This window comes from Streptomyces sp. NPDC036815 (assembly GCF_055609205.1).
Window position 1 is genome coordinate 43,289 of the sequence record NZ_JBVJPW010000029.1, and the last position, 17,124, is coordinate 60,412.

Sequence of the window (17,124 nt, forward strand, 5' to 3'; positions counted from 1 at the left end):
CGCCGCCCTTACTTGCGAGTAACGTCTCGGCTCCTCTCGCTCCCTGCGGTCCCCACCCGGACCGGAAGCCGCGCAAGGAGAACCGGGATGCCCCACCCGCCGTACGACACCCCCGCCCCGCCACCGCCGCATGAGCCTCGTGAGCCGCACGGGCCCTACGAGTTGCACGAGCGGCACGAGCGGCACGAGCGGCACGAGCCGTACGTGCCCGGCGTGCTCTACGAGCCCTACGAGCCCTACGAGCCGCACGAGTTGCCCGAGCCGCCCGACCCACGTCTCACCTACCCCTGGCAGCCGCCGCCCCCGCCCCCACCGGCCCCCGCTCCCCGCCTCCCCCGCCACCCGGCGCCCGGCCGCCACAGCGACCTGCGCAAGCTGCGCGGCGCCTACCGCCGTCAGCGCCGGGTCGCCACCCTCACCGCGCTCGGCTACTTCACGCTCTTCCTCGTCCTGTCCGCCCTCGCGCCGTCCTTCATGACCGGCACCTTCTCCGGCGGCCTCTCCACCGGCCTGCTGCTCGGCCTCTGCCAGCTGCCCGTCACCTGCCTCGCCCTCGTCCTGTACGAGTGCACGGCCCGCCGCCGCCTCGACCCGCTCTCCCAACGGCTGCGCGGACAGTCGGGCCCCGCCGCCGACCGCGCGGAAGCGGACGGGGACCGGCCATGAGCGACGAGGCGCAGACCATGTCCGTGGTGGCCTTCACCGCCGTGGTCACGCTCACGCTGCTGCTGTGCGTGCTGACCGGGCCCGACCGGGAGGACCTCGACGAGTTCTACACCGGCTACGGCACCCTCTCGCCGATGCGCAACGGCCTCGCCATCGCGGGCGACTACATCTCGGCGGCCACCGTCCTCGGCACCGGCGGCGTGATCGCCCTCCTCGGGTACGACGGCGTCGTCCTCGCCCTGAGCACGGTGCTCTCCCTGACGCTCCTGATGTTCCTGCTGGCCGAACCCCTGCGCAACGCGGGCCGGTTCACCATGGGCGACGTCATGGCGCGCCGCATGCCGGGCCGCGCCGTCCGGGTCGCCGCGTGCACGGCGACCATCGCCGCCCTGCTCCCGCTGATGCTGGTCCAGCTGGCGGGCGCGGGCGACCTGCTCGCGTTCGTCCTCGGCTTCACCGACGACGGTCCGAAGACCGGCTGCGTCGTCGCGCTCGGCGCGCTGATGATCAGCTACGCGGCGATCGGCGGCATGAAGGGCACCGCGCTCATCCAGATCCTGAAGATCGTGATGCTGCTCGGCTCCGGCGCGGTGGTCGCCGTACTGATCCTGCGGCGCTTCGACTGGGACCCGGGCGCCCTCCTCGCGGCCGCTCAGGACGGCAGCGGGGCGGGTCCCGCCTTCCTCCGCTCCGGGCTGCAGTTCGCGGACAGCCCCCACCCCCGTCTGGACATGATCAGCTCGGAGCTGACGGTGGTGCTCGGTGGCGCGGCGCTCCCCCACGTCACCATGCGGATGTACACGGCGCGCAGCGCCCGCGAGATCCGCCGCTCCATGTCCTGGGCCGTCTCGTCGGTGTCCCTGTTCGTCCTGGTCGTCACCGTCGTGGGGTTCGGCGCGACCGCGCTGGTCGGCCGGGCGGCGATCGCGCGGGACGACGCGCAGGGCAACACCGCCTATCTGCTCGGTTCCCGCGCGGCGTTCGGCGCCCACGCCTCGACCGCCGAGACGCTGCTCTTCACGACGGTCACCACGGCCCTGTTCCTCACCCTGCTCGCCTCGGTGGCCGGCATGATTCTCGCCTGCGCCAACTCCCTGGCCCACGACGTCTTCGCGCACGGCCGCCGTACGCCGTCGCCCCGCCGCGAGATGACGCTGGCCCGCGCCTCCGCACTGGCCACAGGGGTGCCGGCGATCCTCCTCGCGGTCCTGGTCGAGGACCACAACCTCCAGCCCCTGGCCACCCTCTCGTTCTGCCTGGGCGCGTCGGCCCTGGCCCCCGCCCTGGTCTACAGCCTCTTCTGGCGCCGCTACACGCGCACGGGCCTGCTCTGCACCCTGCTCGGCGGCACGCTCGGCTCGGTGGTCCTGATGACGGGCACGAACCTGGTCTCCGGCAGCCCCGGTGCCGCCTTCCCCCACCACGACTTCACCTGGTTCCCCTTCACCACCACGGGCCTCGCCTCGATCCCGCTCGGCTTCCTCCTCGGCTGGCTGGGCACGCGCCTCTCGGACCGCGGCGAGGCGGCGGAGCAGCGCAGGCGGTACGAGGCGGTGGAGGGTTCGATCCTGGCGGGGGCCGCGCGCCGGGGGAAGTAAGGATTTGTTGAGGGAAAGTCAGACATTCCAGGATGTCGTGGTGTTACCGTACTTGTCGGTAACTCTGACGGGGACCCGTCAGGAATGACTCGGGGGGTCACATCGTCATGGGCGCCGTGCCCCCATGACCAAGGAACACATGCACCACAGAACCACCACCCGGCTCGTCACGACCGCGGCCGCCCTGTCCCTCTCCTTCACCTCGGCCGTCGCGGCGGGCGCACCGGCGGCCGCCGCCGAGAAGAAGCCGCCGAGCCTCCTGGAGATCGCCGAGCGGGTCTCGCACTACGCGCACTGCGACGATCTCGGCCTCCTGGAGAAGGCCTCCTGCCTGCGGGAGTTCAGCCGCAAGGCCCTGATCGCCGGGGCGGGCACCGTCCTGTTCCTGTACGGGACGCAGTCGGTGATGAGGGACCACGGCGCCCGCTTCAAGACGCTCGACACGGAGCTGGAGGCGCTGGGGAAGCTGAAGCTCGCCGAGCTCAAGGACCCCTCGTCGACCAACGACCCGAAGGAGCAGGAGAAGATCCTGACCCAGGCGGTCAAGACCGCCAAGGCCGCGAAGCCGCACCTGGTCAAGCTCGCCTCGAACGTCGTCGAGGCCGACCGGATGATGGGCACGACGAGCGACTCGCTCTACGCCCTCAGCATCCTCACCGTCGTCGTCGGCGACTACGGCTTCCCGCCGTCGCGGGACGTCGAGCCCGTCAAGGACACCACCGACTGGGGCAAGGAGCTCAGGGAGCTCAACGCGGCGTTCGACCAGATGAACAAGGGCTTCGCCCAGATGGACCGCGGCCTCAAGACGATGAACGAGGGCGTCGACGAGGTCAACAAGGGCCTGGCCAAGGCCAACAAGGGAATCTCCAAGGCCAACAAGGGCATGAAGGAGATGAACGACGGCATCGCCCAGGCCAACCGCGGCATGAAGACCGCCAACAAGCACGTCCCCGGCATCAAGAAGGGCGCCCAGCGGCTCAGCGAACTCCCCGACCTGGACTTCGACTTCTCCCACGTCGGCGACTCCTGGGGGTCGGGCTCCTCCGGTCTCGACGAGGCCACCCAGCAGCGCCGGATGTCCCTCTTCCTCGACCTGCTGCCGGGCATCGGCGACGGCAAGGGCATCGTGGAGGCCCTGACCGGCAAGGACCTGGCCACCGGCGAGCAGCTCAGCGGGGCGGAGCGGGCAGCCGGCTCCCTCGCCGTCCTGCGCTGGCTCAAGGTCGGCGCCAAGGTCGGCGCGAAGGCCCTGACCGCCGACGACGTCCGCAAGGCCCGCAAGGGCGGGACGACCGCCGTCACCTGCGCGAGCAACAGCTTCCTGCCCGGCACGCCGGTGCTCATGGCCGACGGTTCCGCCGTCCCCATCGAGCAGGTGCACGAGGGCGACCGGGTCCTGGCCACCGACCCGGGCACCGGCACGACCCAGGGACAGCCCGTCACGGACCTCATCGTCGGCGACGGCGAGAAGAACCTCGTCAAGGTCGGCGTGGACGTCGACGGCGACGGCGGGGACCGCACCGCCTCCCTCACCGCGACGGACCTGCACCCGTTCTGGACCGGCGACGAGCAGTGGACCAACGCGGCCGACCTGACGCCCGGGACAACGCTGCGGACCGCCTCGGGCGCACCCGCCCGGGTCGACTCGGTCACCTCGTGGACCGTCCCGGCCCAGGAGGTCCGCAACCTCACCGTGGCCGGCACGCACACGTACTACGTGCTGGCGGGCGACACCCCGGTCCTGGTGCACAACGCGTCCCCCTGCAAGCTCATCACCTCCGCCATCGGCAAGGACGCCCAGCTGTCGAAGGCCGCGCAGCAGGCGGGCAGGAACCAGGCCGTCCAGCGCGACCTCGACGGCCTCTTCGAGCAGCTGTCCCGTGGAAACATGAACCCGGGACTCGGCAGCAAGGCGCTGGCGGGCACCGACATCACGTACGCCCGCGGCCGCAACGGCGGACGCCTCTTCTTCCGGAACGTGGACGGCGGCATCGAGATCGTCGGCAAGTCCGACAAGGGCAACGAGCCCAAGGTGATCGCGAGGCTGAAGCAGCTCTATGGAAAGTGACCAGCTCTGTGGAAAGTGACCTCTACCACGTCGTCACGGACGACCGGTTCACCGCCCTGTTCATGCTGGGAGCGGACGACCGCGCCGAGGACGTCGAGAACGCCGACGCCGAACTCCGGCTCCCCGACGGCACGAGGTGGAGCGCCACCTTCATGACGCTCCGCGAGATCGCCGCCGTCATGGACCGCTGGAAGCGGACGGGCGAATGCGCGGGCGGCGCCTTCTTCCAGTGCGCCGACCTCGTCGTCGTCCCCACCGGAGGGGTCGACGCGATGACGACGGCCTTCCGCGCCCTCCTCGACGAGGGCGGCCCCGAGGGAGTCCTGCCCGAACTGCCCGCACTGGACTGACCCGGCCGGGGCACCGGCGGAGCACCGGGCTCTAGGGAGCCTCCTCCGCCGGTGCCCGGCCCGTCAGCGTGGCGAGGCTGCTGCGTACGTGGTCCATGTGCGCCCGCACCTCGTCCCACTGCTCGCCGTGCTCGCGCAGCACCCGCTCCGTCTCGCGTGCCACCCGCTCCTCGCGCACCCCGGCCTCCGCGAGCAGCTCCGCGGCCCGCGCCTCCGCGTCCTCCTGCCGGTGCCGCGCGGACTCCTCCGCCTCGGCGAAGGCCCGCTTGGCCTCGGAGAGGCGGGCCTCGGCGGCGGCCACCCGCTCCGCGACGCGCGCGTCCGCCTCCGCCTCGCGTTCGGCCGCCTCCCGCTCGGCGGCCTCCCACCGCTCGCCCTGCTCCTTCTCCTGGTCGGCGAGCATGTCCTCGCACCGCTGCCGCATCTCACGCAGCGCGGCCAGCGCCTCGCCGCGCCACGCCTTGACGTCGCGCCGCGCGGAGACACGCGCCTCGTCGGCCGTCGCCCGGTCCGCGAGGAGACGCTGCCGCGCCCGCTCCTCCGCGTCCGCGCCGACCTCGTCGGCGTAGGCACGCGCGGCCTCCCGCACCTCCCGCACCCCGGCCTCGGTCTCCTCCGTCAGCCGCTGCACGTCCGCCCGCGCGGCCTCCCGCACGGCCGTGGCCTCGGCCTCGGCGAGCGCCAGGATCTGCCGGGCCCGCTCGCTGAGCGTCTCGTACGTCTGGGGAGCGAGCCGCGACACCACGTCCCGCAGCCGCTCGGCCTCCGCCTCCATGTCCTTGGCCAGGACGGTGAGCCGGGCCGCCCGCTCCCACGCCCCGTCCCGCTCCGCGGACAGACCGGCGGCGTACGCCTCGACCTGGGCCGGACGGTAGCCGCGCCCCCGCACGGTGAAGAAGCCGTGCGGCGACGGCGGTGCACCGCTGCTGCTCATCCTTGGATCCCCTCTCCGACGTACCACGCACGTACTGCACGATTGGCGCACATCTTGATGGATCAAGCGGAAGCGCTCATAACGCGACACTCCGCCCACTCCACCCGGTCAAGGATGCGTCAATTGGCGGCGGAAGTCGGAATCGGGGCGACATTCGTCCGGTCCCACGCCCCGTATGGGCCAGCGCGCAGGAGGCGCCCGACCCGTATCCCCGGGTCGGACGCCTCGTTCCACACCTACGGCCGCGGGCTACAGAAGCCCGTCCCACATCTGCTCCAGAAGCACCGACCACCAGCTCTCCGGCGACGCGAGCGCCGCCGGGTCGAGCGCGGCCAGCTGGTTCTGGAAGTCCACCGTCCAGCGGCCCGCCTGCTCCTGGTTGAGCCCGAAGCGCAGCCGCCACATCCGGCCGAGCAGCGCCATGCAGCGTGCGAACTCCGGCAGCCCCGTGTTCACGAACTGCGGCGGCACGGGCGCACCGCCCGGACCCGCCTCCACCGGCACGGCCACGATGTTCGCCGTGCCGTACTGGACGCAGAGCGCCCGGCCGAAGTCGCTGCCCATCACCAGGTACGACCCCGCGTCGGAGGCCGGCTGCACGCCCCGCTCCTGCGCAAGCTCCGCCAGCGTCGGCACCGGACGCCCCGGCTGGGCCTGCGCCCAGAAGAACGGCCCGAAATCGACGGGCAGCCCCGCCACCACGAGGGTGTGCGCCACGATGTCCGGCACGCCCTGCCGCGACACCGCCCGCTGATCGAACCGGAAGATGCCGGGACCGAAGGCGGCGGCCAGCTCCTGCGCGACGCCCTCCGGGGGGATCGGCGGGGCGGGCGGCAGCTGCTGCAGCGGGGCGCGCACCGGCGCGGGCCGGGCGGGGCCGTCCGCGACCTGGTGCAACTCCCCCTGGTGCGCGAGGAGTTGCTGCATGCCCTGCTGGCGCGACGCGTGGTCCCTGCCGTACGGGGCGATCGACGTGATCCGCGCCTGCGGCCAGGTCTCGCGGATCATGCGGGCGCAGTACGCGCCCGGCAGCTCGCAGGACTCCAGCTCCGTGTGGAGTTCGAGCACCTGCTGCGGCGGCACGTTCATGGCGCGCAGCTCGTGCAGGATCTGCCACTCCGGGTGCGGGGTGCCGGGCGCCGAGCGGCGGATGAGCTGCTGCTCGGAGCCGTCGGCCGCGCGGAAGCGCAGCACGGCCTGGTAACCGGGGCCGACGGTGGGCTGACCGGTCGGCTGCTGCGGATAGCCGTACGGCTGGCCGCCGGGCATGCCGGGGCCGCCGGGCGGCATGGCGGGTCCGCCGGGGCCGGGCTGTCCCGGCGCGGGCGGCGGCGGCATGCCGGGCGCGCCCGGACCGCCGACGGCCGGTCCGGCCAGCATCGTCGCGGCGTGGTGGACGCCGCCGCCGGGGGGCGGCGGGGTGCCGGGCGGGCCGGGCGGCTGCGGAGCACCCGCGCCGGGCGCACCGGGAGGACCGGGCGGGCCGGGAGGCTGAGGCGCGGCGGGCGCACCCGGCGGCTTCGGACCACCGACGCCACCCAGACTCGGATCGGCCAGCATCGTCGCGGCATGGTGCACCCCACCGGGAGGCGTACCGGGAGCACCGGGAGCACCGGGCGGGCCAGGAGGCTGAGGCGCACCCGCGCCGGGCGCACCGGGCGGGCCAGGAGGTTGGGGCGCGGCGGGCGCACCCGGCGGCTTCGGACCACCGACGCCACCCAGACTCGGATCGGCCAGCATCGTCGCCGCGTGGTGCACCCCACCGGGAGGCGTACCGGGCGCACCGGGCGGCTGCGGTCCGACAGGCGGCTGGGGTCCGGCGGGCGGCTGGGGTCCGGCGGGCGGCTGGGGTCCCGCGGGAGGCTGCGGTGCCGTGGGCGGTTGAGGTCCGGCAGGAGGCTGCGGGCCGTCCGGGCCCAGGGACGAGACGAGCTGCGTCGGGACGTACCCACCGGCGGGGGTGCCGGGCGCACCGGGCCCGGACGGCGGCGGCGTCGCCCCGGCGGGAGCGACGGGCGGGCCGGGCGGCGGGGGCGTACCGGCACCGCTGCCGCGCGGCCCGTGCGGCGGGCCGTCCGCCTTGCTGGTGGCGGCGTCCGCGATGTCTCCGGCACCGGGGGCGGGGGCGGCGGCCGCGGGAGGCCGCGGGTACCCGTACGCGTCGGCGGACGCGGACGCGGCAGGCGGCGGAGGCGTCGGCGAACCCGCGGGCGGCCGCGGCGCGTTCGGCGGCGGACCGGCGGGCGCGGCGGGAGCCTCGGGCGCGCCCGGCGCCGGGGTGTCCAGGGCCGGGGCGAGGGTCGTCCGCGGCAGCTGGCTGCCCCCGTGCATCAGCGCCGTCTTGGCCTCCGGCGCGGCGCCGGGCGACGGAGCGTCCTCGTCGTCCAGACCGGTCAGCGGCGGCGCGTACACCGTGGCGGGCAGCGGCACCGAGTGGTCGTCGCCCCCGTCCGCGTTGGTGTCCGTACCGGCCCACGGAGTCGCCCCGGCGGGCTCGCCCTGCGAGGCCTCGGGCAGGCCGTCCGCACCCTCGGACGTGTCGTCGGCATCGGAGGCGGCCGCGGGCCACGGCGTACCGCCGCCCGGAGCGGCAGGCGCCGCGGGAGCCTCGGGGGTCAGGGGAGTCGCGGGAGTTACGGGAGCTGCAGGCGTCTCGGCGACCGGAGGAGCGGCCGGAGAAGCGGACGAGGCACCCGACGAGGCACCCGACGGAGCGCCGGACGACGAAGCCGCCCCCTCGGAACGCTGGTCCGGAATCCCCATCTTGTCCGCCGCCTCCTGGAGCCACTCCGGAGGAGTCAGCAGGAACGACGTCTGATTCAGGTCGACCCGCTCCGGAGGCGCCGCGGGCGTGTCGTGCGGCGCCGCCTCCGGCAGGCCGTACTCCTCCTCGTACCGGCGGATCACCTCACCCACGGGCAGCCCCGGCCAGAGCGTGGCCTCACCGCTGTCCCGCGCGATGACCAGCCGCTGCGCGCCGCCGTCGGAGACCGGACCGTTCTCCCGGTCCTCGGCCCAGACGACGAAACCCAGGTCGAACTCCCGGACCCGCACCTCACGGTGCTGATAGCCCGGCACATCGCCGTTGATCCACTCCTCGGCGCGGTCCTGCGCCTGCGCGAACGTCACCATCGTTACGTCACTCCCCACCCGAGGACACGGGGACGGCCTGCGCGAAGCCGCCGTCCACCATCAGGTTCGCCACGGTCTCCAGCTCCGGCGGATTGCCCGCGAGCCGGGACAGGAACGCGTCGAAGTCGTCACCGCACGGCAGCAGCAACCGCCGCACGCGCTCGGCCGGCGGCCACGCGTCCTGGTCACGCACGTCGTCGTACGCGCAGAACCACACCGAACCGATCCGGTCACCCTTGACCTTCACCGCGAGCAGACCGCCCTGGACGAAACCGACGCCCAGGTAGTCCTTGGTGAGGTGGTCGCGCAGACACTTGTTGACGTACACCAGGTCGTTGACCGCGGCCTCGTCCCGCACCGTGAAGAACGGCTGGTCCACGAGGAGCCCCAACTCGGCGTCCAGCGCGGCACCGACCGGCGCGCAGCCGCCCGCGGCCTTCAGGAACGACCGGTAGGCGCCCGGCAGGCGGTAGCCCAGGTCCTCCTCCACGCCCTGCACCTGCTGCTCCGTCACCGCGACCGCCGCCTTCGGCAGCCCGAAGTGCGCGGGCCGCGTCTCCTGCAACGGGCGCGTGCCCCGCTTGTCCTGGTCCACCGACGTCGTCGCGATCCCGCCGTGGTGGCGCAGCAACGCCTTCACCTCGACAGGCACCAGTTCGAGACGGCGGCTGCCGCGCACGTGGTGCCACGTCCAGCCGTGCGGGGTCGCCACCGCGGGAATCGTGTCCCACAGCTCGTGACCCGCCGCCGCGAGCACCGCGTTCGCCGACACGTAGTCCGTCAGGCGCAGTTCGTCGACGCCGAAACCCTCCGGCGGCTCGGCGATCTCGGCGGCGGCGCGCGCATAGGCGGAGAAGTCCGGATAGCCGTGCTCGTCCACCCGCACCCCTCTGGGATGGCGCGCGGCCCGGACCGGGTCCGGGAAGTGCACGACCTGCCCCGCGTAAGCCGCGTTCGGCGGCGCGGACTGCTGCCCCAGCCGACCTGTCGTCATGGCGGTTGCCCCCTGCGGCACTGTGGAAGGTTCTGAATTCTTTCGTGTGAACCGAGCCGCGGAACCGGCCCGCGCATGGACGTCCGGTTCCACATCTCGTTCTGCGATGCCGACACAGCCTATGCGCAAGGACGACACCGGTCACCGGGCCTCCGGTTCCATGACCACCAGCCACCGGACGGTCACCGTGCGGCGAAAACCGACGCGAAGCCAGGCGTGTCGCAGTGCCCCAGCTTCCGCACCACCCGCCCCATTTGGCAGGCTGTCCCCGCGACGCGGGGGCGTGGCACACGCGGTGACGGCCGCGAGCAGGGGGAGGGAAGAGCGCAATGCAGACGGCACAGAGCGGCATGCCCGGCCACACGCTGCCCACGACGGCGGCCACCACGGGCGACGACGGCACCACCCGGCCACCCGGCCACGGCCCGGCCACGATCCCCACCGCGGGGGACCCGCGCGCGAGCGCCGGGGACCCACGGGCGGGCGACCCACGCGTCGGCTGGAGCGCCACCGCCGCCCACGCGCCCATCCTCCGCCAGCGCCGCGACGGCATCCTGCCGACCGTCGCCGCGGCCCTCTCCGTACGCGGCCAGACCACCCTCACCTGCACCGCGGGACGCGGCGAGGAACCCCCCGCCCTCCACCCGCTCGTCCAGGACTTCCTCGACGCCCTCACCAGCGGCCAGCGCGAACGCTTCACCGGTCGCTGCGCCGAGGCCATCCTCATCTCCCGCCACCTCACGGCGGCCGACGCGGGCCGCTCCAAGCGCGCCGCCCGCAAACCCATGACCAACGGCGAGGCCCGCAAGGCCCTCAAGCACGCCAAACTCACCACCCGCCGCATCCGCGAGGACGGCGACCCCCTGCACGGCGGCTTCGCCCAGCCCTGCCGGTCCTGCACCGCCCTCACGGCCCACTTCGGCGTACGGATCGTCGACCCCACCGCCACCGACGCCTGACCCTCGCCCGGACACCCGCCGGACCGGCGCCCCACCGTCCATCCGACCGTCCCCACGACCGCCCGAACGACCGAACGAGGGCCACCCGATGCACCCCGAACACCCCGCCCCCACCGCCGCACCGGCCGCCGGCGGCAGCACCCGCTTCCCCGTCCCCGTCGACGCCGCCCTGCGCGCCGCCGGCTGGCGCCCCGGCCACTGGGACATAAAGCAGGCAGAGATCTGGGCCGACGCCCTGCGCCGCCACACCTCCCCCGCCGGGCACCGCCACACCGTCTTCCCCGCGGCGGTCGAGGCCTGGGCCGAGTTCGGCGGCCTGCACATCACCCCGCAGGGACCCGGCCGCCAGATAGCGCCCGCCACGGTGCACCTCGACCCCATGTACGGCCTGCACCTCGCCCGCACCCTCGGCGACCTCGGCCGCGCCCTCGGCACCGAGGTCTGCCCCATCGGCGAGGAACCCGACAACCAGGCGCTCCTGGCCATCGACACCGAGGGCCGCGTCTACAGCCTCGACCACAGCGGCGACTGGTTCCTCGGCGCCCACATCGACCAGGCCCTCGCCACCCTCGTCACGGGCGCCCAGCCGACCCGCCTCTCGGCGAGCACGGGAATCTAGCGCTCGACCAGCCCTAGCCCATCGCGACGGCCGCCGCCGGAAGCACCGCCGACACCCGGAAGCCCCCGCCGTCCGTCGGCCCCGACACGAACACCCCACCCAGGCCCGTGACCCGCTCCTTCATCCCCACGAGGCCGTTGCCGCCGCTCGGCAGCCGCGCGTCCTGCGCGTCACCGCCCGCTTCCGGCGGCGGCTCGTTCTCCACCTGCATGGCGATCTCCGCCCCGCGGTACGCGAGGCGGACGTACGTCTTCGCGCCCGCCGCGTGCTTGTGCACGTTCGTCAGCGCCTCCTGCACCACCCGGTAGGCGGTCTGCTCCACCTCCGCCGAACAGTCCCGCGGCTCCCCCTGCACCGACAGGTCCACCGCCATGCCCGCCGTACGCGACTGCCCCACCAACTCGTCCAGCTCCGCCAGACACGGGCCGTCCTCGTCCACCACGCGCGACGCCGCCGCGGCCGCCGCGAACCCCACCGCGGCCAGCGGCAACGGCTCGGCCGGCTTCTCCTTCTTCGCCCCGTCGCCCGCCCGCAGCACCCCGAGCATCTCCCGCAGCTCGGTCAGCGCCTGCCGGCCCATGTCCCCCACCAGCGCGGCGTTCCTGACCGCCTTCTCCGGGTCCTTCCGCGCCACCGCCTGCAGCGCCGCCGCGTGCACCACCATCAGGCTCACCCGGTGCGCCACCACGTCGTGCATCTCGCGGGCGATCCGCGTGCGCTCCTCGTTCCGCGCCCACTCCGCCCGCTCCTCGGCGCGCTCGGCGAGCAGCTGAAGCTCCCGCTCCAGGCTGTCCGCACGCTCCCGCATCCCCTCCACGAGGCGGCGCCGCGCGCCCACGTACAAGCCGAGGAGGACGGGTGGCGCGGTCACGCCGATCGCGGCGGTGACCGCGAAGAAGGGGATGAACTCGCTGCCGATCGACGGACTGCCCTCCGCCATGTCCTGGTTGGCCCGCACCAGCGCGACGACCAGCGTGCCCGCCATCGACATCCCGGCGAGGGCGCCGGTGATGCGGCGCGGCAGTTCGGAGGCGGCCAGGGTGTAGAGGCCCACGACCGTGAGCAGCACGCCCATCCGCGCGGGCGTGATCGCGATCGATATCAGCACGACGGCGACGGGCCAGCGCCGCCGGATCAGCAGGGCGGCGCCCGCGAGGACGCCGAAGCCGATGCCCACCGGCGCCGGCAGCCCGGAGTCCCGCGCGAAACTCACGCCCTCCGCTCCGCACTCCGCCGCGGACAGCGCGGCGAGCCCCACATCCAGCGCGGCACCGCGCCACCGCTCCCACCACCACGGCCCGGTCATGGCCGTGGTGCGGTCGTCCCCCGTCGTGGTCATGTCTTCCAGCGTACGGGCGTTCCGCCCCGGTTTTCCGGTGAGTTTCCGGCTCGGTGATCGACCCCACGCCGTGTTCGACCGGAAGCGAAACCTGCCGGTATCCCTCGAACTGTTGAACCGCGTGGGCTTCCGCCCCGGAACCTCCCATTCCGGACGAGGGTCGACCCATGACGGAGATCACGCCCGCGGGGCGCGCGGTGAGCAAGTACGAAGACGGCACACGGGACCGAGCTCGCGAGTTGCGTCGCCAGGGTTGGACCTACAACGAGATCCAGGCCGAACTGGGCTGCTCGAAGAGCTCCGTCTCCCTCTGGGTGCGCGACCTGCCGTCGCCCGCACCACGTCGCACCCCCGAGGAACAGCGGGCCCGGATGAACGCCGGGCTCGCCGAGCTGCGCGCCGCTCAGGACCGCGAACGGCAGGCGACCAAGCGATCGGCGGCGGCCGCGGTCGGCAAGCTCTCCGACCGCGAGCTGTTCCTGGTGGGAGTCGGTCTCTACTGGTCCGAAGGCACCAAGGACAAGCCCTACCGCCGCACCGAGGTGCTGCAGTTCATCAACAGTGACACGACCATGATCCAGCTCTACCTGCGCTGGCTGGAGCTGCTCGGGGTCGGCGCCGATCGGCTGACCTTGCGCGTCAGCATCCATGAATCCGCGGACGTGGAAGCCGCGGAGCACCACTGGGCCCGCGTGGTGGGCGTCGACGTGTCCGCCTTCAGCAAGCCGACCCTGAAGAGACACAACCCCCGCACCACGCGCAAGAACACGGCGGACGCCTACCACGGGTGCCTCATGATCTACGTGAAGCAAAGTGCCGATCTCTACCGTCGCGTCGAAGGCGCTTGGTACGGCATAGTGTTGGGTGCCGATTCGGCGGCCTGACCAAATGTCCGGTTTAGCCGTTCCATTCCCCCGTGGTGTAATTGGCAGCACTGTGGCTTTTGGTGCCATCTGTCCGGGTTCGAGTCCTGGCGGGGGAGCAAGCGGTTCCGGGCCCCGACCTCCAAGGTCGGGGCCCGCCCTCATTTCCGCTTCTCTACGCCCCGGTATCCTGCGAATGTCCACCCCACCAGGCACCCCAAGCCATCCGAAGCCGAAGGGCACCCCCGTGAGCGCAACCCTTCCCCAAGCAGTCGGCTCCGCTCCTGCAGGGGAGACCCCGCTGGCAGCCGTCGTCGTCCTCGCAGCGGGTGAGGGCACCCGTATGAAGTCGGACCTTCCCAAGGTCCTGCACGAGATCTGTGGCCGCTCCCTCATCGGGCACGTGCTCCACGCCGCCTCCGCGCTCTCGCCCGAGCAGCTCGTGACCGTCGTCGGCTTCCAGAGCGAGCAGGTGCGCGAACACCTCGCGACCGTCGCCCCGCAGGTCCGCACCGCCTACCAGGCCGAGCAGAACGGCACGGGCCACGCCGTGCGCATCGGCCTGGAGGAGCTCGGCGGTTCGGTCGACGGCACGGTGGTCGTCGTCTGCGGCGACACCCCGCTGCTGACCGGCGCGACGCTCGAACAGCTCGCGGCGGTGCACGCAGGCGACGGGAACGCCGTGACCGTGCTGACCGCCGAGGTGCCGGACGCGACCGGCTACGGCCGCATCGTGCGCGACGGCGCGGGCGGCTCCGTCACCGCGATCGTCGAGCACAAGGACGCCACCGAGTCGCAGCGCGCGATCCGTGAGATCAACTCCGGTGTGTTCGCGTTCGACGGGCGACTGCTCGCCGAGGCCCTCGGCAAGGTGCGCACGGACAACAGCCAGGGCGAGGAGTACCTCACGGACGTCCTGGGGATCCTGCGCGAGGCCGGGCACCGCGTCGGTGCCGCCGTCGCCGGGGACCACCGGGAGATCGCGGGCATCAACAACCGCGTCCAACTGGCCGAGGCCCGCCGCACGTTGAACGACCGGCTGCTGACGGAGGCGATGCTCGCGGGCGTCACCGTCGTGGACCCGGCCTCGACGTGGATCGACGCGACCGTCACCTTCGAGCGGGACGCCACCGTCCAGCCGGGCACGCAGCTGCAGGGCGCCACGCACGTGGCCAAGGGCGCCGAGGTCGGCCCCAACACCCGCCTGAAGGACACCAGGGTGGGCCCCGGGGCCCGCGTCGACAACACCGTCGCCGACAGCGCGGAGATCGGGGAGCGGGCGGTCGTCGGCCCGTACACGTACCTGCGCCCCGGCACCCGGCTCGGGGTGAAGTCCAAGGCGGGCGCGTACGTGGAGATGAAGAACGCGACGATCGGCGAGGGTTCCAAGGTCCCGCACCTGTCGTACGTGGGGGACGCCACGATCGGCGACCACTCCAACATCGGTGCCGCCAGCGTCTTCGTGAACTACGACGGCGAGGCGAAGCACCACACGACGGTGGGGTCCCACTGCCGCACGGGTTCGGACAACATGTTTGTGGCTCCTGTCACGGTCGGGGACGGCGCGTACACCGCCGCCGGGTCCGTGATCACGAAGGACGTGCCGGCCGGTTCGCTGGCCGTCGCGCGGGGCCAGCAAAGGAATATCGAGGGCTGGGTGGCCCGAAAGCGTCCGGGGAGCGCGGCCGCGAAGGCGGCGGAGGCGGCGTCCCGGGAGCCGGGCGGCGAAAGCTGACCGGAAACAGGTGCGCCTGACACGGCGTACCGTGATAGTGCACATTCGGCCGACTCGACGCACCGGGACGCGTGAGTACGGCAGCGGGAAGAACTCTCTGAGGAGACAGTGCTGTGACCGGGATCAAGACGACCGGCGAGAAGAAGTTGATGCTCTTCTCCGGCCGCGCCCACCCCGAGTTGGCCGAGGAGGTCGCACACAAGCTGGGTGTCGGCATCGTGCCGACGAAGGCCTTCGATTTCGCCAACGGTGAGATCTACGTCCGCTACCAGGAGTCGGCGCGCGGCGCCGACTGCTTCCTGATCCAGAGCCACACCGCTCCGATCAACAAGTGGATCATGGAGCAGCTCATCATGATCGACGCGTTGAAGCGCGCGTCGGCCCGCTCCATCACGGTCATCGTGCCGTTCTACGGTTACGCGCGCCAGGACAAGAAGCACCGTGGACGTGAACCGATCTCGGCGCGTCTGATCGCGGACCTGATGAAGACCGCCGGAGCGGACCGCATCCTCACCGTCGATCTGCACACGGACCAGATCCAGGGCTTCTTCGACGGTCCGGTGGACCACCTCTTCGCGCTGCCGATCCTCGCGGACTACGTGGGCGCGAAGGTGGACCGTTCGAAGCTGACGGTGGTCTCCCCCGACGCCGGCCGCGTGCGCGTCGCCGACCGCTGGTGCGACCGCCTCGGCGCCCCGCTGGCGATCGTGCACAAGCGCCGCGACAAGGACGTCGCCAACCAGGTCACCGTGCACGAGGTGGTCGGTGAGGTGAAGGGCCGCGTCTGCGTCCTGGTCGACGACATGATCGACACGGGTGGCACGATCTGCGCCGCCGCCGACGCGCTGTTCGCGCACGGCGCGGAGGACGTCATCGTGACGGCCACGCACGGTGTGCTCTCGGGTCCCGCCGCGGACCGTCTGAAGAACTCGAAGGTCAGCGAGTTCGTGTTCACGGACACGCTGCCGACGCCGGGCGAGCTGGAGCTCGACAAGATCACGGTGCTCTCGATCGCGCCGACGATCGCGAACGCGGTGCGCGAGGTCTTCGAGGACGGTTCGGTGACGAGCCTCTTCGAGGAGCAGTGACCGGACGCTCGATCTGAAGATCGATTTCTGGGGCGGCCTCCCCGCCGGGTAGACTCACGGAGTTGCTCGGCGAGGGAGGCCGCACTTTTTCTGTGCGGCGGTCCGTTATCGACGCGCTCTTCGTAGCAGGCCAGTCGTTTGGCCGGGTAACCCCATCCGACACCTGTTGTACGAGGAGTGCACATGCCTGAGGTCAAGCTTTCCGCCGAGACCCGCACCGAGTTCGGCAAGGGCGCCGCCCGCCGTCTGCGCCGCGAGGACAAGGTCCCCGGCGTTCTCTACGGCCACGGTGCCGAGCCGGTCCACCTGTCGCTCCCGGGCCACGACCTGCTCCTGGCGCTGCGTACGCCGAACGTCCTGATCTCCCTGGACGTCGACGGCAAGACCCAGCTGGCCATCCCGAAGGCCGTCCAGCGTGACGCTCTGCGCATCGGCATCCTGAAGCACGTCGACCTGCTCCTCGTCCGCAGCGGCGAGAAGGTCACGGTCGAGATCCCGGTCCACACCGAGGGCGAGCTGGCGCCGGGCAGCAACCTGCTCGAGCACGTCCTGAACACCCTGCCGGTCGAGGCCGAGGCCACGCACATCCCGAGCGAGGTCACCGTCTCCATCGCGGGCCTGGAGGCCGGCGCGTCCATCCTCGCGAAGGACATCCCGCTGCCCTCCGGCTCCACGCTGGCCATCGACGAGGACGCCGTCGTCCTGCAGGTCCTGGCCGCGCAGGCCGAGGAGGCCCCGGCCGAGGGTGCCGCCGACGACGCGGCCGCCGAGGCCTGAGC

The 17,124-nt window shown here is 72.7% G+C and carries 14 protein-coding genes and 1 tRNA gene; 11 read left to right on the plus strand and 4 right to left on the minus strand.

The genetic code is table 11. The annotated features are described in order from the left end of the window. Positions 1-87 precede the first annotated feature (87 nt). From ACZ69I_RS35995 to ACZ69I_RS36010, 4 genes are all read left to right on the plus strand, one after another. Entirely contained in the window at positions 88-666 is a 579-nt protein-coding gene (locus ACZ69I_RS35995) for a DUF485 domain-containing protein (protein WP_470836713.1), read from the plus strand. Next, a complete protein-coding gene (locus ACZ69I_RS36000) occupies positions 663-2,264 on the plus strand; it encodes a sodium/solute symporter (RefSeq protein WP_470836714.1) in 1,602 nt (533 codons plus the stop codon). Before ACZ69I_RS35995 ends, ACZ69I_RS36000 begins: the two co-directional genes overlap by 4 nt. Before the next feature lie 139 nt (positions 2,265-2,403). Further along, a complete protein-coding gene (locus tag ACZ69I_RS36005; protein ID WP_470836716.1) occupies positions 2,404-4,332 on the plus strand; it encodes a pre-toxin TG domain-containing protein in 1,929 nt (642 codons plus the stop codon). Then, a complete protein-coding gene (locus tag ACZ69I_RS36010; protein ID WP_470836717.1) occupies positions 4,329-4,682 on the plus strand; it encodes a hypothetical protein in 354 nt (117 codons plus the stop codon). Before ACZ69I_RS36005 ends, ACZ69I_RS36010 begins: the two co-directional genes overlap by 4 nt. Positions 4,683-4,713: 31 nt before the next feature. Here the strand turns inward: ACZ69I_RS36010 and ACZ69I_RS36015 are convergent, their stop codons facing one another. The 3 genes from ACZ69I_RS36015 to ACZ69I_RS36025 form a co-directional block, all read right to left on the minus strand. After that, positions 4,714-5,616 (minus strand): cellulose-binding protein, encoded by a 903-nt coding sequence (locus tag ACZ69I_RS36015; protein ID WP_467672253.1) that lies wholly within the window; start codon positions 5,614-5,616, stop codon positions 4,714-4,716. Positions 5,617-5,865: 249 nt separating this feature from the next. Continuing rightward, positions 5,866-8,748 (minus strand): SUKH-4 family immunity protein, encoded by a 2,883-nt coding sequence (locus ACZ69I_RS36020; protein ID WP_470836718.1) that lies wholly within the window; start codon positions 8,746-8,748, stop codon positions 5,866-5,868. 7 nt (positions 8,749-8,755) lie between these two features. After that, a complete protein-coding gene (locus ACZ69I_RS36025; RefSeq protein ID WP_470836720.1) occupies positions 8,756-9,742 on the minus strand; it encodes an SMI1/KNR4 family protein in 987 nt (328 codons plus the stop codon). Positions 9,743-10,071: 329 nt separating this feature from the next. On the opposite strand from ACZ69I_RS36025, the gene ACZ69I_RS36030 reads away from it, so the two are divergent. Beyond that, a complete protein-coding gene (locus ACZ69I_RS36030) occupies positions 10,072-10,701 on the plus strand; it encodes a YwqJ-related putative deaminase (protein WP_467672259.1) in 630 nt (209 codons plus the stop codon). An 88-nt stretch (positions 10,702-10,789) separates the two neighbouring features. Then, entirely contained in the window at positions 10,790-11,320 is a 531-nt protein-coding gene (locus ACZ69I_RS36035) for an SUKH-3 domain-containing protein (protein WP_467672261.1), read from the plus strand. A gap of 13 nt (positions 11,321-11,333) precedes the next feature. Here ACZ69I_RS36035 and ACZ69I_RS36040 read toward each other — a convergent pair whose 3' ends face one another. Then, entirely contained in the window at positions 11,334-12,659 is a 1,326-nt protein-coding gene (locus ACZ69I_RS36040; RefSeq protein WP_467672263.1) for a sensor histidine kinase, read from the minus strand. A gap of 167 nt (positions 12,660-12,826) precedes the next feature. Between ACZ69I_RS36040 and ACZ69I_RS36045 the strand changes: the two genes are divergently transcribed. The 5 genes from ACZ69I_RS36045 (at position 12,827) to ACZ69I_RS36065 (ending at position 17,122) form a co-directional block, all read left to right on the plus strand. Then, positions 12,827-13,543: a hypothetical protein gene (locus ACZ69I_RS36045; RefSeq protein WP_470836721.1), complete on the plus strand. Its 717-nt coding sequence runs from the start codon at positions 12,827-12,829 to the stop codon at positions 13,541-13,543. Between the two features lie 26 nt (positions 13,544-13,569). Beyond that, positions 13,570-13,641: transfer RNA gene (locus ACZ69I_RS36050), tRNA-Gln, on the plus strand. Positions 13,642-13,823: 182 nt separating this feature from the next. Beyond that, positions 13,824-15,257 (plus strand): bifunctional UDP-N-acetylglucosamine diphosphorylase/glucosamine-1-phosphate N-acetyltransferase GlmU, encoded by a 1,434-nt coding sequence (glmU, locus tag ACZ69I_RS36055; RefSeq protein ID WP_467673026.1) that lies wholly within the window; start codon positions 13,824-13,826, stop codon positions 15,255-15,257. 113 nt (positions 15,258-15,370) lie between these two features. Then, complete coding sequence (locus ACZ69I_RS36060) at positions 15,371-16,345, plus strand: ribose-phosphate diphosphokinase (RefSeq protein WP_125513234.1); 975 nt, start codon at positions 15,371-15,373, stop codon at positions 16,343-16,345. 183 nt (positions 16,346-16,528) lie between these two features. Further along, the gene (locus tag ACZ69I_RS36065) at positions 16,529-17,122 is read left to right on the plus strand and encodes a 50S ribosomal protein L25/general stress protein Ctc (protein WP_470836724.1); all 594 of its coding nucleotides are present in this window, start codon (positions 16,529-16,531) and stop codon (positions 17,120-17,122) included. The last annotated feature ends 2 nt before the right edge of the window (positions 17,123-17,124 follow it).

Bases quoted from the DNA above. Each gene is read 5' to 3' on its own strand.
- ACZ69I_RS35995 (WP_470836713.1), top strand. From the start codon at position 88: ATGCCCCACCCGCCGTACGACACCCCCGCCCCGCCACCGCCGCATGAG.
- ACZ69I_RS36000 (WP_470836714.1), top strand. From the start codon at position 663: ATGAGCGACGAGGCGCAGACCATGTCCGTGGTGGCCTTCACCGCCGTG.
- ACZ69I_RS36005 (WP_470836716.1), top strand. From the start codon at position 2,404: ATGCACCACAGAACCACCACCCGGCTCGTCACGACCGCGGCCGCCCTG.
- ACZ69I_RS36015 (WP_467672253.1), bottom strand. From the start codon at position 5,616: ATGAGCAGCAGCGGTGCACCGCCGTCGCCGCACGGCTTCTTCACCGTG.
- ACZ69I_RS36020 (WP_470836718.1), bottom strand. From the start codon at position 8,748: ATGGTGACGTTCGCGCAGGCGCAGGACCGCGCCGAGGAGTGGATCAAC.
- ACZ69I_RS36025 (WP_470836720.1), bottom strand. From the start codon at position 9,742: ATGACGACAGGTCGGCTGGGGCAGCAGTCCGCGCCGCCGAACGCGGCT.
- ACZ69I_RS36030 (WP_467672259.1), top strand. From the start codon at position 10,072: ATGCAGACGGCACAGAGCGGCATGCCCGGCCACACGCTGCCCACGACG.
- ACZ69I_RS36035 (WP_467672261.1), top strand. From the start codon at position 10,790: ATGCACCCCGAACACCCCGCCCCCACCGCCGCACCGGCCGCCGGCGGC.
- ACZ69I_RS36040 (WP_467672263.1), bottom strand. From the start codon at position 12,659: ATGACCACGACGGGGGACGACCGCACCACGGCCATGACCGGGCCGTGG.
- ACZ69I_RS36045 (WP_470836721.1), top strand. From the start codon at position 12,827: ATGACGGAGATCACGCCCGCGGGGCGCGCGGTGAGCAAGTACGAAGAC.
- ACZ69I_RS36065 (WP_470836724.1), top strand. From the start codon at position 16,529: ATGCCTGAGGTCAAGCTTTCCGCCGAGACCCGCACCGAGTTCGGCAAG.